At 52.4% G+C, this 14,824-nt stretch carries 11 protein-coding genes; 5 read left to right on the plus strand and 6 right to left on the minus strand.

What is annotated here, in order from left to right; all coding sequences use genetic code 11:
* Positions 1–101: 101 nt before the first annotated feature.
* From EC840_RS12025 to EC840_RS12045, 5 genes are all read right to left on the minus strand, one after another.
* Entirely contained in the window at positions 102–1,349 is a 1,248-nt protein-coding gene (locus EC840_RS12025) for a capsular biosynthesis protein (RefSeq protein ID WP_132965510.1), read from the minus strand.
* A 42-nt stretch (positions 1,350–1,391) separates the two neighbouring features.
* Complete coding sequence (locus tag EC840_RS12030) at positions 1,392–3,425, minus strand: capsular polysaccharide biosynthesis protein (protein ID WP_132965512.1); 2,034 nt, start codon at positions 3,423–3,425, stop codon at positions 1,392–1,394.
* Positions 3,425–5,101, minus strand: a complete 1,677-nt coding sequence (locus EC840_RS12035) for a polysaccharide biosynthesis/export family protein (protein ID WP_112289426.1) — start codon at positions 5,099–5,101, stop codon at positions 3,425–3,427. Before EC840_RS12035 ends, EC840_RS12030 begins: the two co-directional genes overlap by 1 nt.
* A gap of 54 nt (positions 5,102–5,155) precedes the next feature.
* Positions 5,156–6,244: a capsule biosynthesis protein gene (locus tag EC840_RS12040; protein WP_181955487.1), complete on the minus strand. Its 1,089-nt coding sequence runs from the start codon at positions 6,242–6,244 to the stop codon at positions 5,156–5,158.
* 195 nt (positions 6,245–6,439) lie between these two features.
* The gene (locus tag EC840_RS12045; RefSeq protein ID WP_132965514.1) at positions 6,440–7,426 is read right to left on the minus strand and encodes a KpsF/GutQ family sugar-phosphate isomerase; all 987 of its coding nucleotides are present in this window, start codon (positions 7,424–7,426) and stop codon (positions 6,440–6,442) included.
* 533 nt (positions 7,427–7,959) lie between these two features.
* On the opposite strand from EC840_RS12045, the gene EC840_RS12050 reads away from it, so the two are divergent.
* The 5 genes from EC840_RS12050 to ybiO all read left to right on the plus strand — a co-directional run bounded on the left by EC840_RS12050 (position 7,960) and on the right by ybiO (position 13,579).
* Positions 7,960–8,226, plus strand: a complete 267-nt coding sequence (locus tag EC840_RS12050) for a DksA/TraR family C4-type zinc finger protein (RefSeq protein WP_132965516.1) — start codon at positions 7,960–7,962, stop codon at positions 8,224–8,226.
* A gap of 413 nt (positions 8,227–8,639) precedes the next feature.
* Entirely contained in the window at positions 8,640–9,383 is a 744-nt protein-coding gene (glnH, locus tag EC840_RS12055) for a glutamine ABC transporter substrate-binding protein GlnH (protein ID WP_013574683.1), read from the plus strand.
* A 111-nt stretch (positions 9,384–9,494) separates the two neighbouring features.
* Positions 9,495–10,154 (plus strand): glutamine ABC transporter permease GlnP, encoded by a 660-nt coding sequence (glnP, locus tag EC840_RS12060; protein ID WP_013574682.1) that lies wholly within the window; start codon positions 9,495–9,497, stop codon positions 10,152–10,154.
* Positions 10,151–10,873, plus strand: coding sequence for a glutamine ABC transporter ATP-binding protein GlnQ (gene glnQ, locus EC840_RS12065; protein ID WP_113877487.1), 723 nt, complete (start codon positions 10,151–10,153; stop codon positions 10,871–10,873). Before glnP ends, glnQ begins: the two co-directional genes overlap by 4 nt.
* Positions 10,874–11,371: 498 nt before the next feature.
* On the plus strand, positions 11,372–13,579 hold the full coding sequence (ybiO, locus tag EC840_RS12070; protein WP_240783310.1) for a mechanosensitive channel protein: 2,208 nt from the start codon (positions 11,372–11,374) through the stop codon (positions 13,577–13,579).
* 402 nt (positions 13,580–13,981) lie between these two features.
* Here the strand turns inward: ybiO and EC840_RS12075 are convergent, their stop codons facing one another.
* Positions 13,982–14,251, minus strand: a complete 270-nt coding sequence (locus EC840_RS12075) for a helix-turn-helix transcriptional regulator (RefSeq protein ID WP_132965518.1) — start codon at positions 14,249–14,251, stop codon at positions 13,982–13,984.
* Positions 14,252–14,824: the final 573 nt, after the last annotated feature.

A 14,824-nucleotide genomic window follows, 5' to 3' on the forward strand; every position in this document is an offset into this window, starting at 1 on the left:
TCTGGTTCCTATTTTACTATCAGAGTACATTAAAAAATGTAACTACTCTAAAAACATCCTCATAACTACTTTCAAAAAATCTATAAAGATAATTTCACATTCTATAAGTTAGCAACTTTACTGATTAAGGTTGAATTAATAATTATTGAATTTTGACTCTTCATTTCTTTAGCCACATGTCCATAATACACCGCATTAATCTGTGTATTCTTCAGCAAGTATAGACGGAACTGTTTGAAAAGCTTCATATCCGGCTTAAATCCTGAGGTCCAGAACTGGTTCAGATGTCCCTGATAGGTCATGCCTTTGATGTCATACAGCGCCCTGCCCATCACCTTCAGCGGCTTATTATGAATAAGCGCAGAGATCCCGGCAGTGCTGTTAATCGTCACCACGGCTTTCGAATGGGTCAGCAGTTCCGGCATCGGCAGGTCGTGGACGTAGATCACACGGTTATTAATGCCGTATTTTTTACCCAGCTGGCAGATAAGCGGTCCGTATAAACGGTGTCCTCTGTCCATCGGGTGATGCTTAATCACCAGAAACTCCGTTGACGGCGCTTTCTTCGCGAACGAGTGCATCACTTCATTGATGTAATCACGCACGTCTTTATACGGGCTGTGATTGCGGATCTGGCTGTCGTTATATACCTGCAAAATCGCCAGATAATAGCGCTGATCCAGATCCGTCTGCAGCCGCTGCAACACATTGCGCTGGCGGAAGGCATACAGTTTTTTACGCCACGCAGCGCGGGTCCAGCAACGCGCCTCATACCACGGCGAGAAGGATTTATGATGCCGATATTTCGGGAAGTCGTGGCGATAGCGCCAGCCGGCCAGATAATACAGGGTGGCATGACGGACGCGCTGCCAGCCTGAAGGTTTCAGGTGCTCGATTTCCGGCATGGTCATCGGTGGCAGGCTGCGGTAAAACTCCGCATCGCGCGGCAGGCTGGAATAGGCATTTACACCGTTCTGTTCCAGCGTGATGTAATGCGGGCGCAGATAGCCTTCTTCAAACGCGAGGAAGCGCACGCCTTTTGCCTGCGCCCAGCGTTTTGCGGCCTGATGCAGCGGGCGACAATCCCCGAAACACACGATGGTGTCGAAGTCGTATTCCTGCCAGGTGGCTTTCAGCCAGGTCGGAAACTCATCAGGCGTCTGCTTATACAAGCGGTATTCACGCTTACGCGAATACAACCTGTCTCCGCCGTTAAAAACGACGTTCACCGCTTCCCGCCCCAGAGACTCAAGCCACTGCGCCAAATCACTGAAGAAAGGTCCCATCGGGCCCTGCAACAGCAAGTATTTTTTTCCAGAAAGTAATGTTGTAAGCGCCTTACTGTCCATTTTCATCCACGCTAAAAACTTATATAAGAGCCTGACCCGTGATTAAAAAATCACATTGATCAGCATGAGTAGTTTTCTGCTGTAGCGGGCTATATTGTCCACTTTTGTTTTTATCAATTTCATCTCAGCCTTTGGCGTAGTAGCGAGAAGTTCAACCGCCTGCTCCGCCAAAATGGGCTCCCGACTTTGCGGGTCGATATACGACGGGTACGCGATCAGCGCCTGGTAAACCACGTCGTCTACACTGAGGCTGCGCAGCCGGCGTGAACATTCATGCTCATCCTGCGTCAGTCCCCATCCGGCATAAAACGGCATGCCGTAACACGCCACTTTTTTGCCATGTAATAAGGCTTCAAATCCCGACAACGACGTCAGGGTATGCAGCTCATCAGCAGCCTGGATACACTGAATAATGTCAGCATCCAGCGCCTGACTGTTTGCCCAGCGGCTGACATCTTCCGCAGGAATATGTCCCTGCCGGTTGCCCACCAGAACATCCGGGTGAGGCTTATAAATGATGTAGGCGTCGGGATTACGCTCCCGCACCGTGCGCAGCAAATCACTGTTGGTGCAAATCGACATCGTTCCCGTCAGGATCGACGCGTCATCTTCCACCTGTCCCGGCACCAGAATCACCGTTTTACCCGCAGCTTCGGCTGGCAAGGTAAACGCAGCGCCGAGGTTATATTTACTGACTTTACTGGCGACCAGACGCTGACGCAGCGCAGCGGCACGTTGTTGCTGAAATGCCGTCAGCTGACTGTGGTTCAGCAAGTGCTCAAGGTCGCTCGGTCGCGTGGCATCGTAATAAATGCCCGATTTATCCAGCACCAGCGACAGCGGCGGATGCAGGTCAGAACCCAGACCAGCCGAGCGCAGAAAGCCGTCTTCCATACGCCATTGCGGGATCTGCTGTTGCGCGGTCTGCGCACCCCAGCGTGATTCGCCTTTAATACCCCACACCACGCAGGCGCTTTCACCGGCATAGCGTTTACTGAAATTCACTTTGTTGCTTCTGGTTCGCAGAAACGGCGCCAGAATGCTGCGCTTCCACAACGTCAGCCCCGGCGACCATAAGCGTCCTGCCCGCTGCTGGTGATGACGTCGTTGCATCGAAAGCCAGCTAAGTACATCAAATAACGTGCCACTCTTGCCGCTCACCGGATTGATGTACCGGCTGTAACGCAAACAGGCCGCGCTGAAGATATCTTCCAGACTGGCTGTACCGCGCCGCGCACGAAGCGGTTCAGACTGAGCATGACGGTCGTCCGTTAATCCCCAGCCCGCATACCACGGCTGTCCGAACACGCTGACCGGTTTACCTGCCATCAGCGCCTCAAAGCCATAGTTGGACGTCACCACATACACGCGATCGACCAGACGCAGCAAAGATTGCGGACTGACGTTTTCCGCCAGCAGTTTGATCCGCGGCTCCTGTTGCGCCAGTCTGGCAATCTGAGTGAAATAGCCCGCTTTCTTACCGTGCAAAACGTCCGGGTGGATCTTCACCCAAATCTCAGACTGCGGATTGTCAGCTATCGCCGACCGCAGCATGTCATCAAACTGTTCAGCGCCGGCATTGCCGTAAATCACCGCCATATCGCCGAAGGTCTGATCGACCACCAGCACCGCGCCCTGTTCCGGACGGATCAGCGTACACGCCGGTGCCTGGTTGTATTTCGACAGGTCACCGTCAACAATCATCTGCATGGCCTGACGTGCGGCATCATGCAGCGGCTGGTTCTCTTCCCGCTGGTGGATCAGCCGCTCAAGCGTGCTGGGCTGCGAGGCGTCGTAATACATGCCCTCTGTATCCAGCACCATGGAAAGCGGCGCAGCGCCACTAACGCCCAGCTCCAGAGAACGGATAAATCCGTCCTCGAGGCGCAATACCGGCAGGCCTGATTTTGCGGCCAGTGCGACGGCTTTATCACCGGTTGGCCGGTATCCCCACACGGCAATCTGCGTGATGTCTTCCGGCACCGGCCGCAGCAGAGAAAGCTTGCGGCACGGCTGACCGAGAAACTCATCCAGATGCGGGATGCGCTGAATTCCCGCAGAAAAGATCCCAATCATTAAATTGTCAGAACCACTTTCGCGGCAACGGCCAGCTGATACAGGATCGTTGAAATACCGCGTGTGACCTCGATGTTCTTCGATTCATATTTCGGCAGCACCATCAGCTCATCGCCAGGTTGCAGCGTTTTCACGTCTTCCGCGTTAATCGCTTCGCCGTTCTGTTTGATCAGGATGACTTTCGAGTTACCCGCTTTCTGCGTATAACCGCCGACTTTGTCGATGTAATCATCCGGGCTCAGACCTTTCTGCCAGCTCACCGCATTCGGGAACAGCACTTCGCCGTGGATCATAACCAGCGAGGTTTTCTCAGGAATATTGATGACGTCGCCATCTTCGAGGATCACCTGATTCAGGTTTGTTTCGCTCAGCACCACTTCACCTTTCGGCACCACCTGACGGGCTTTCGCCACGAAACGGCTGACCAGCTGGGCTTCCTGCGCACGCAGACGCCCTTCTTCCTGCGTCGAGGATTGTGCGGACAGAGACGCTTCTTCCAGTTTCTGCAACGTCAGATCCAGCATCTCTTTCTGACGCAATGCGACAGAACGGCGATAAAGCTGGATGGAGTTAATCTGCGACATAGAGTTGGTGCGGATTTTCGGCAGCAGCTGGCTCATGGTGGCGCCATACGGCAGCACAACGGCGTGTTCACCGGAATGCGCGCCTTCGATGCGCACCTGAATGGTGCCCGCGTAACGGTCAGAGCTGACAATCAGTTTGTCGCCATCCTGCAATGACCGACCCGGCGCGGAGCCCAGCGGATAATACTCGCTGCGCTTCATGCTGCCCTGCTGGCGGATAATGGTCATGTGCGTCGCGCCCGGCTTCGGACGCGCCCAGCTCAGGGCTTCGCTGACCGGAATAGTGCTGTCACGGAATTCAAAGTCGTAGCTGTTAAAGACATCGCCTTCCACGCTGAACGTGTGCTGACGCGGCCCGACCACGATGGTATCGCCATCAGAGAACTGCGACAGGCGCAGGTCACCGTTGAGCAGGAAATCGTACAGATTGATGCGCGAACGCACGCGGTCGTTATGTTTCACCACGATGTCGACATAGCTGCCGCGCTCGGTATCCACGCCACCGGCTTTGCTCAGGTAAGAAAGCAGTGAGTCAGACGCCACGCCACCGTACAGGCCAGGATTGGTGACATAACCGGTGACAAACACTTTCACCGGCTGCGCCTGAAGCAGTGAGGCATATACGTTCACGTTAGCCTGATAAACCTGTTTCACTTTAGTGGTGATCACGCTGTTCAGCTGGCTGTTAGACACACCGGCGACTTTCAGCGGCCCGACGTTCGGCAGGAAGATATTACCTTTCGGATCAACGGTCAGCGCGCCGTCAAAATTGAACGCGCCCCACAAACGGATTTGAACCTGATCGCCCAGGCCGACAATGTAATTCGGGTTGAATCCGATGCTGGCCGCATTATCAGCCGCCGCACTGCCGGTAAATAACTGCGCACCGAACATACGGCTCATGACCGCAGGCACCGGAGGCGGTGGCGAATCATCAAAACCGGTATCAGAACCGGTCTGCTGCGTCTGCCCGGTTAGAAAAGTCGGCAGCGGCGCGGCGCCGGTCATGTTCGGATCGGCGTTGATCCCGATGGCATTTGCCTGGGTAAGCTGGCAGGCCAGCAAAATTAAAACGGACTTCAATAATTTCATAACAAGCTCTGTGTGCGATTCTTCAGGCAAAAAGGGATAGCGGTACAAACCACATCAATCTTTATGGTCATCGATAACGGCCAGCAATAATTTAATCGTTCCGAATAACAGGCAGCACACCAGCAGCCAGCTTGCGATCATATAAGGGATATTCGGGAACGTGGTTTCTTGCGGGAGCTGCGGTGAGCTGATCACCGAGAGCACCTTCAGTTTTCGTGCCGCTTCAACACGGGTTTTCTCCACCGATGTCAGCGTGAGTTTGTAGAGTTCAGTATCAAACTCGACTTTCGATTTAATGCTGTCGAAATCTACCGCCATGCTGTTCAGCTGATGGCCATCCGGCGCGGTAATTTTGCTTTTTTCCTGATCAATCTGCTTACCCAGAGAGGTAATGGCGTTCTGCGCGCTGATCACCTGCGGCGCATCATCGCGCAGGTAGGTCAGCAGGTTGCGCAGTTCCGCTTCCATCTGGATTTTTTGCCCCATCAGCGTATTCACCAGCGTGGTCGCTGCAATCGCCTGAGCCTGCGGATCGAGAATATTGTTGTGGTTCTGATACGCCAGCAGCTGGGTTTTGCTTTCATCCAGACGGGCGCGGGCTTCACGCATTTCGTTTTCAGCAAAAGCCTGCTGGTCGCGGGCAATCTTATGCGTGATTTCGTTGATGAAACGTTCGGATTCTTTGAGAACCGCCTGGTTGAACTGCTCGGCAAATTCCGGGGTGAAGCCCTGCGTGCCGATGGTCAGCATGCCCGATTTATCGTCATACGTGACGGCAATCCGGTCGCGGTAGTAATTCAGGAACTGCTCACTGCTCGCATCTTTTGGCAGGTGATACAGAAAATCCAGACCGCTTTTACCGAAAACGGAACGGAAATCGAGTTGCTTATCCAGAACGGCCAGCATGTCAGGGGAGTTGATGTATTCTTTTAAATACATGGCGTCCTGAGCGGTGCTGGGATTCCCGGCGCCCAGCAGCAGGCCAACGTTCAGGCTGGAGCCACTGATGTCGTTAGAGCTTTTGATGGCGACGGTAGATTCGCTGAGATAGCGCGGACGGCTGAAGATCACCAGATAGATGATCAGCAACGCCATCGGCAGGCCGATCACAATTTTGCCCAGATTGCGGTTCAGCGTGGCCATATTAAGATGAGGAGATCGACGAACCCGGGCAATGTGTTCCCCTGGCCATGCGGACTTCAATTTTTCAATAAACATTTATTATCATCATGACAAACAGCACGTTTTTAGTGTCGTGCTTTATTAAAAGTACCGTGAAAACCTCATTTCCCTCGCATAAGGATCACGGTGCGCAAAGAGTTTAATCGTGCTTCATCGTCAGTCGAAAATACGAACCAGGCCTGCGACGTTCTTTTCTTTATCCGTCACCAGCAACACCGAAACGCGGTGCTTTTGCATCAGCATTTCAGCATCCGTAATCATCATGTCAGCCGGTAAGGTCAGCGGCGAACGGGTCATCATGTCTCTGGCACACGCGCTGTCGAGCTGCGCATTCTTTTCCATATAACGACGTAAATCGCCATCGGTAATGATGCCGGCCAGCTGGTTCTGCGCATCATTTACCGCCACCATGCCCTGACAACCGCAGGTGATCGCCGAGATAACCTGGCGGAACTGAGTGTCTTCGGTAATGGTCGGCACATTTGCCTGCATCACGTCGGAAACGCGGGTCAGCAAACGGCGCCCCAGCGAGCCGCCCGGATGGTAACGGGCAAAATCTGTCGGCAGGAATTTACGCTGATGTATAAGTGCCACCGCCAGCGCATCGCCGATCGCCATGGTCAGCGTGGTCGATGTCGTCGGTGCGAGATTATTCGGACAGCTTTCGCTTTCCATCATCAGTTCAAGCGTCGCATCAGCATGTTTAGCCAGCGTCGATTCGCTGTGGTTGGTGATCGCAATAATGCGGTTACCAAACTGACGTAATGAAGGAATAAGCTTAAGGATTTCGTCGGTTTCCCCGCTGGCTGAAATCAGGATCAGCAGGTCATACGGCGTAATCATCCCCAGGTCACCGTGGAAGGCTTCTGCAGGATGAATAAAGAAACTGGGGGTTCCGGTTGAGGCCAGCGTCGCAGAAATTTTGCGCCCGACATGTCCGGATTTTCCCATTCCGGAGAGGATCACGTGGCCTTTGCATTCAACAATCAGCTTCAGCGCCTTCTGGTACTGAACGCTGTCGAGGTGTGAAGAAAGACGGTGTAAGGCGTCAGCCTGTTCAGAAAGCGTACTGCGCACCGAATCAATCAGACCGGGCTGTAGTGATACAAGACCAGCGCTTCCAACTACCTGATTATCTGCCACTTTAATACCCTGAATACCCTTCCGGGATAAAACTCACTCAGCGACTACACTTAAGAGTGGTTATTTATTTTGGTTAGCCGATCAAGTAAATGCACGGAGACGAATTCCATTTCCTGGTCTGGCCGGTCGACGCTGCCTGGCAGCTGGAGGGAATTGAATGAGAAAAGCGAGAATCTGAACGATGCAGAGGCTCGCGAGCAAAACATGAACTTACAAACACGCGAAAAATGAAACAGATTCACATGGGTTATTGATAACCGAAATACATTCATTCAATTCACGCGTTTTTTTAACATAGGGCACGAAATAACACAAACTCTATCAGACTTGTCCTAGGAATTTATGACATTTCGCTATGTTGTTGTGACGAATAAAATTTATCAACCCCCTGTTTTATAACCATTTACACTTAGCTAGCACAATTAATCATAGCGAATTAGCACTATAAGCAGCCTATTATTAACCAATAGAAATTTAGCCGTGAATAAATGTTTCAAATGAGTGATTTAAATTAATGTTTCAAGGAGGCCATTATGGCAAGCGGATGGGCGCAAGATGGCGCGGTACAAGATCAGATTGATTCCACAGTGAACGACGCGGTTGAACGAGCGCGTCAGTCGCTCGGCCATGGCGAAAGTGCGCATTTTTGTAAGGAGTGCGGTGACCCCATTCCTGAAGCACGCCGGGAAGCGCTGCAGGGCGTGCAATATTGTGTGAAATGTCAGGCAGAGATAGACAAAAAACAGCAGGATCATGCCGGATACAACCGGCGCGGCAGCAAAGACAGTCAGTTGCGCTAGCATTTTTCCTTATGACCGGTTGCACCATTTTGGTTCACCCAGGGCGAATTCCGGCCTGAATTTCGCCCTTCCCTTCTTAACATCTGCTTCAAAACTGAGCACTGGTTTTGCTCAGGTTCTAATAAAGTTAGAGCGAGTTATCATTTGAGCAGCACAATTGTTAATTAATGATTGTTTAAAATACAACATCTGGTTAATGATGAAGCCATGCACCATCAAAGAACATTTCAACATGTAACAACGCACCATAATGGTGCTTTGATTCATAAAAATGCCGCTTGATCGGTTCAGCAGCGCGATAACCTATTGAATTTTAATATGCATAATTTCCCGCATAAATTCTGGCATAAATTTTGCATTAAAGCGCCGTAACCCAATGCCGTTCCCATAATATGTACAAAGGAAATTCACTGATGAAGTCACTGTTAAAAGTTTCCCTGGCCGCGTTGACTCTGGCCTTTGCCGTTAGCTCCCACGCAGCAGACAAAAAACTGATCGTAGCTACCGACACTGCGTTTGTACCGTTTGAATTCAAACAAGGCGACAAGTACGTCGGCTTCGACATTGACCTCTGGGACGCGGTCGCCAAAGAGATGAAAGTCTCTTATGAACTGAAACCAATGGATTTCGGCGGCATCATTCCTGCCCTGCAAACACACAACATCGACCTGGCACTGGCCGGTATCACCATCACCCCTGAGCGTAAAAAAGCCATCGACTTCTCTGATGGTTACTACAACAGCGGCCTGATGGTAATGGTTAAAAGCAATAACGACGCCATCAAAAGCGTTGCTGACCTGAAAGGCAAAACCGTTGCAGTGAAAAGCGGCACCAGCTCCGTTGATTACATGAAAGCCAACGTGCAGACCAAAGATCTGCGTCAGTTCCCGAACATCGACAGCGCTTACATGGAACTGGGCACGGGCCGTGCTGATGCGGTCATGCACGACACGCCAAACATTCTGTACTTCATCAAAACTGCCGGTAAAGGTCAGTTCAAAGCGGTCGGCGATTCACTGGCTGGCCAGCAATACGGTATCGCATTCCCGCAAGGCAGTGACCTGCGTGAGAAAGCCAACGCCGCGCTGAAAACCATCAAAGAGAATGGTACTTACGCAGCAATCTACAAAAAATGGTTTGATACCGAACCTAAATAAGCTGTTTTTAATTTAAGTCGTTCCTTTTTTAAGAAAGAGCACTTGAGAAGAAGCGCCTGTCAGATGCAAATCTGCACAGGCGCAGTTTGTTGTTTTACCAGGAGATAATCCATGCAGTTTGACTGGAGCGTAATTTGGCCCGCTCTGCCTATCCTGCTCGAAGGCGCTAAAATGACATTGTGGATTTCGGTCCTCGGTCTGGTTGGCGGTCTGATTATTGGTGTGATTGCGGGTTTTGCCCGCGCGTTTGGTGGCTGGTTTAGCAGCAACGTCGCACTGGTCTTTATCGAGCTCATTCGCGGTACGCCTATTGTCGTACAGGTAATGTTCATTTATTTCGCACTGCCGATGATGGTTCCCGATCTGCGTATCGACCCGTTCAGCGCGGCGGTGGTGACCATCATCATCAACTCCGGTGCTTATATCGCTGAAATTACGCGTGGCGCGGTGTTGTCAATTCACAACGGATTCCGTGAAGCGGGTCTGGCGCTGGGTCTGTCGCGCCGTGCGACACTGCGCTACATCATCATGCCGCTGGCGCTGCGCCGCATGTTGCCACCGCTGGGTAACCAGTGGATCGTCAGCATCAAAGACACCTCACTGTTTATCGTTATCGGTGTCGCCGAACTGACCCGTCAGGGCCAGGAAATCATCGCCGGCAACTTCCGCGCCATGGAAATCTGGAGTGCGGTTGCTGTTATCTATCTGATCATCACGCTGGCTCTGAGCTTTGTTCTGCGCCGCTTAGAACGCAAACTGAAAATTATATGATTGAATTCAAGAACGTCTCAAAACACTTTGGTAAAACCCAGGTGCTCCACGACATCGATCTGAACATTTCTCAGGGTGAAGTCGTGGTTATCATCGGGCCATCCGGCTCGGGTAAATCCACACTGCTGCGTTGCATCAACAAGCTGGAAGAAATTACCTCCGGCGAGCTGATTGTTGATGGCCTGAAAGTGAACGACCCGAAAGTCGACGAACGCCTGATCCGCCAGGAAGCGGGCATGGTATTCCAGCAGTTTTATCTGTTCCCTCACATGACCGCACTGGAAAACGTGGCGTTCGGCCCGATCCGTGTGCGTGGCGCGTCGAAGGAAGAAGCCAATAAACTGGCGAAAGAGTTGCTGGCAAAAGTCGGTCTTTCCGAGCGTGGTAATCACTATCCGTCAGAGCTTTCCGGTGGACAGCAGCAGCGCGTGGCCATCGCCCGTGCGCTGGCGGTTAAACCAAAACTGATGCTGTTTGATGAGCCAACCTCTGCGCTGGATCCTGAACTGCGTCACGAAGTGCTGACGGTAATGAAGCAGCTGGCAGAAGAAGGCATGACGATGGTTATCGTGACCCACGAAGTCGGCTTTGCCGAGAAAGTGGCTTCACGTCTGATCTTCATCGACAAAGGTCGTATCGCCGAAGACGGTAAACCGTCTGAACTGGTGAACAACCCGCCAAGCGAACGTCTGCGCGAGTTCCTGCAACACGTTTCCTGATGCCAAAGGCCGCGGCAAGAGCGGCTTTTAACTCTGACCGGAATTATTTCGGTTTCTTCACTCGCCGTGAAGGCTGAATTGTGAAAATTTCGGTTTCTCAGGTGCGGTGATCGCTTAACGTGTTGTGCCGAAACCGCCCAAGAGAGGGAAGTGCGTTCCCTCTCTTGGATCTCTCCCCGCTTTTACAATACGCGCTCCGCTCGCTGGCTATGTTCCAGTTACTACCGTGACAGGCTGGAAATCTTGCCGCTGAGCGGTGCCTTCTCTCGGTCCTGAAGCCTAAGGTCTTCAGGCCGCTCCGTTCAGCAAGATTTCTGAATCGCCCGTGAGTTTCAATACACTCGATCAGCCACTCACCCGCTTATGGCACGTCACCCCACAACTTTTTGCCACAAATTATCTACAATACGGCCACTTATGCTTTACCCTTAGGCAGCTTTACGCCGATTAATTGCTATTTTTGAGAGAGGAACAATGCCGCATAACGACAGGACTCCGTTGGCTCACCGCATCCAGACACACGTATTTTCCACCTTGCTGTTCATCACGCTGGCCCTGTTCAGCGCTTTCAGTCACGCGGCAGAACAACCTGCCGGTGCCGATCAGCAAAAAGCCTCATACACCGCGCTGGCCGATATACTTCAGGATGATAAGGCCCGGGCTGAATTAATTTCACATCTGCGTGAAGCCGCCAAAACTCAAACGGCAGAACCGGCTCCCGCCGCTGAAAAGAGCGAACCTAAGCCGGAACAGCTTTCCCTGATCGACGAACTGGTCGATACCACGCAAGGTACCGTCGCGCAGCTCAGGCAGCGCGTAGAAAAACTCAAAGACACTATCGATTCCGGCCCGCAGCACAGCTTTCGCGCTGACCGCTTTTTTACGGCGCTGGGGTATTTCCTGCTCACCGTTGCCGTGACCTTTGCGCTGTTTCATCTGATCCGTAAACTGGTGGGTCCGCTGTATGTGCGTCTTGGCCGCTGGGGAAATAACGCGCGGCTGAAACAGGCGCACTGGTATCAGCTGCCCGCCAGTATTCTGGGTGCGTTCGTCATCGATTTGGTTATTTTGCTGCTGACCGTCGCCGCCGGAAATCTGTTCACGCAATATATGAACGGCGGCAGCGCGCTGATTGCGCGTCAGCAGGCCTTATTCCTCAGCGCCTTTGCGGTCATTGAATTCTTCAAAGCCGTATTGCGACTGATTTTTGCGCCCGGCTTCAGCTATCTTCGCCCGTTCCCGCTGACTGACATGACTGCCCGTTACTGGAATACCCGCCTGGCCTGGGTCAGCGGCCTGATTGGTTATGCGCTGATGGTCGGCGTGCCGGTAGTGGCGACGCAAATCAACTACACCACCGCCGCCGTGGTCAATTTTGTGGTGATGCTGGGGCTGACGATTTATGCCAGCTGGCTGATCCTGCATAACCGACGCACTATCCACCGCGAATTCAATCTGCTGGCCGAACGCTCGATGGCGTTTTTCAGCGTGATCCTGCGCGCCCTCGGACACGTCTGGCACCTGCTCGCGGTGAGTTATTTCGTGGTGCTGTTTTTCCTGTCACAGTTTGATTTTGCCGGCAGCCTGCGGTTTATGATGACCGCAACGGTGAAAAGTCTGGTGGTCATTGCGCTCGGTGCCTTGATTTCCGGCCTGCTTTCCCGCTGGATCAGCCGCCGCATTACCCTGCCTGATGACGTGAACCGCCGCTATCCGCTGTTGCAAAAACGCATCAACTCGTACATTCCGGCAGGTCTGAAAATTATCCGCGTGCTGGTGGTGCTCAGCGTGACCTTGTTCCTGCTCGATGCCTGGCACATCTTCAATCTCAATAAATGGTTCATGACCGAAAGCGGCGAGAAGGTGATCAGCGGGCTTGGGCATATCCTGTTTATCTTGTGCTTTGCGATTGTTGGCTGGACGCTGCTGGCCAGCATGATTGAGCATCGTCTGGGGCAGGAACTGACTAACGGCGCACGACCAAGTGCCCGCGAGCGGACATTGCTGACGCTGTTCCGTAACGTGCTCGCTATCGTGATCTGCACCATCACCGTGATGATCATGCTCTCGCAAATCGGGCTGAATATTGCGCCTCTGCTCGCCGGTGCCGGTGCACTGGGTCTGGCGGTCAGCTTCGGTGCGCAAACGCTGGTCAAAGACGTCATCACCGGGATCTTCATCCAGTTTGAAAACGGCATGAACACCGGCGAATACGTCACCGTCATGGGGATCACCGGTACGGTCGAAAGCATGACCATCCGCTCAATTGGCCTGCGCGATATTTACGGCGTGTTCCACATCGTGCCTTATTCTTCCATCACCACCCTCTCCAACTACGAGCGCGAGTTCGGTGTGTACCGCGCCAGCTATAACGTCAGCCGCGACGAAGACGTAGATAAGGCCAATGATGTGCTGCGTCAGGCGGTAGAAGAGTTGCAGCAGGATGAGAAAATCAAACCTCTGCTGCTCGGCGAACCGACCTTCCAGGGCGTTGTGGGATTAGGCGATCAGTTCTTCACCATCCGCGTACTGGTACGCACCAGAGCGCTGGAGCAATGGACGGTGCAATACGCGCTGGACAGACTGGTGAAAATTCACTTCGAGAAAGCGGGCATGGTGATGCCGAGGCAGGCAGTGCAGATATATAAAGATGAAGGAGATGCTGGCGGTGGAGGCACCTTACCGGTAGTGGGGCCAGTCAGGTGATGTGCTGGCCGCAGGGCTGAAGCTGTATCGAGATAATTTCGGTTTCTTCACTCGCCGTGGGGGCTTGATCGAGAATATTTCGGTTTTTTAAGCGCAGCGATCACTTATCGCACTGCGCCGAAACCGACCAGAGGGGAAAGGCTTTTCCCCTCTGAACTCCCCTCGCTTTTTCAACACGCGCTAACGCTCGCTGGCTATGTTTCAGGTGTCGCAGTGACAGGCTGGAAATCTTGCCGCTGCGCGGTGCCTTCTCTCGGTCCTGAAGCCTAAGGTCTTCAGGCCGCTCCGTTCAGCAAGATTTCTGAATCGCCCGCACGATCTTAAATTCAAAAGAAGACTGTTTTCCATCTTTTAGAGATGTGGATTGCCATTTTTGAGCGCGCCATTCGACAAATTCAAAAACTAGTCTCTTGATTTATCATGGCTATTTCTTAATGACTTACTGATGAGTTGACCTTTTGCATCGAAATAACGACTCGGCCAAATTTGTGCTGGTGCAATATTGAGTGCAGAAGCAATCAGCATTTCGCCTTTCGGCCACGAACGTGACAATGCATTGGAAAGAGTCGAAGAGGACAAACCCGCTGCGCGTGAAACGGCGGCAAGCGTTGTTCCTTGCTTACGCAGTGCGGCAATAATGTCAGCCTGATGCCAGTCGGTATAGGTTTTCATTGGATACCTCCATGCCAGAGAACAAAGTGACGAAACGATCTCGTTGAACGTTCCTTACCTCCAGTAATCTGGGCCGCAACTCCCAACTGCGGATGAGCCGCAGCGAAGTGATCATACCGTAATGACTTACCGCGTGCCAATTGCGAAATCATGAAGTTGAGAACTTGATTCAGAGTAAATTTAAGTCGTTACATGGAGTTACATCAGAGACAGGTTCTTTGCCCAAGGGCGCTTTCAGAAAACTTGCTGAACGGAGCGGCTTCGAGACCTGTGGCTCGAAGACCGAGAGAAGGCACCGCGAAGCGGCAAGATTTCGCGCCTGTCGCTGTGATAACTGGAACATAGCCAGCCAGCGATAGCGCGGAGTAAAAAAGCGGGGAGAGATCCAAGAGAGGGAAAGCACTTCCCTCTCTTGGGCGGTTTCGGCGCAGCGCGTTGAGTGATCACCGCACTTGAGAAACCGAAATTTACTCAATCCAACTTTCACGGTGAGTGAAAAAACCGAAATTTTCTCGCTCCAGCCCTCACGGCGAGTGAAATTCCCTTATCCATTGGCCGCCCCGTTGCAGCGCC

It is taken from the genome of Rahnella sp. JUb53 (genome assembly GCF_004346065.1).
GTDB classification, from domain to species: domain Bacteria; phylum Pseudomonadota; class Gammaproteobacteria; order Enterobacterales; family Enterobacteriaceae; genus Rahnella; species Rahnella variigena.

What these genes read in the sequence shown, in the direction of transcription:
- glnP (WP_013574682.1), top strand. Translation starts at nt 9,495, where the DNA reads ATGCAGTTTGACTGGAGCGTAATTTGGCCCGCTCTGCCTATCCTGCTC.
- EC840_RS12030 (WP_132965512.1), bottom strand. Translation starts at nt 3,425, where the DNA reads ATGATTGGGATCTTTTCTGCGGGAATTCAGCGCATCCCGCATCTGGAT.
- EC840_RS12025 (WP_132965510.1), bottom strand. Translation starts at nt 1,349, where the DNA reads ATGGACAGTAAGGCGCTTACAACATTACTTTCTGGAAAAAAATACTTG.
- EC840_RS12035 (WP_112289426.1), bottom strand. Translation starts at nt 5,101, where the DNA reads ATGAAATTATTGAAGTCCGTTTTAATTTTGCTGGCCTGCCAGCTTACC.
- EC840_RS12050 (WP_132965516.1), top strand. Translation starts at nt 7,960, where the DNA reads ATGGCAAGCGGATGGGCGCAAGATGGCGCGGTACAAGATCAGATTGAT.
- EC840_RS12075 (WP_132965518.1), bottom strand. Translation starts at nt 14,251, where the DNA reads ATGAAAACCTATACCGACTGGCATCAGGCTGACATTATTGCCGCACTG.
- glnQ (WP_113877487.1), top strand. Translation starts at nt 10,151, where the DNA reads ATGATTGAATTCAAGAACGTCTCAAAACACTTTGGTAAAACCCAGGTG.
- glnH (WP_013574683.1), top strand. Translation starts at nt 8,640, where the DNA reads ATGAAGTCACTGTTAAAAGTTTCCCTGGCCGCGTTGACTCTGGCCTTT.
- EC840_RS12040 (WP_181955487.1), bottom strand. Translation starts at nt 6,244, where the DNA reads ATGGCCACGCTGAACCGCAATCTGGGCAAAATTGTGATCGGCCTGCCG.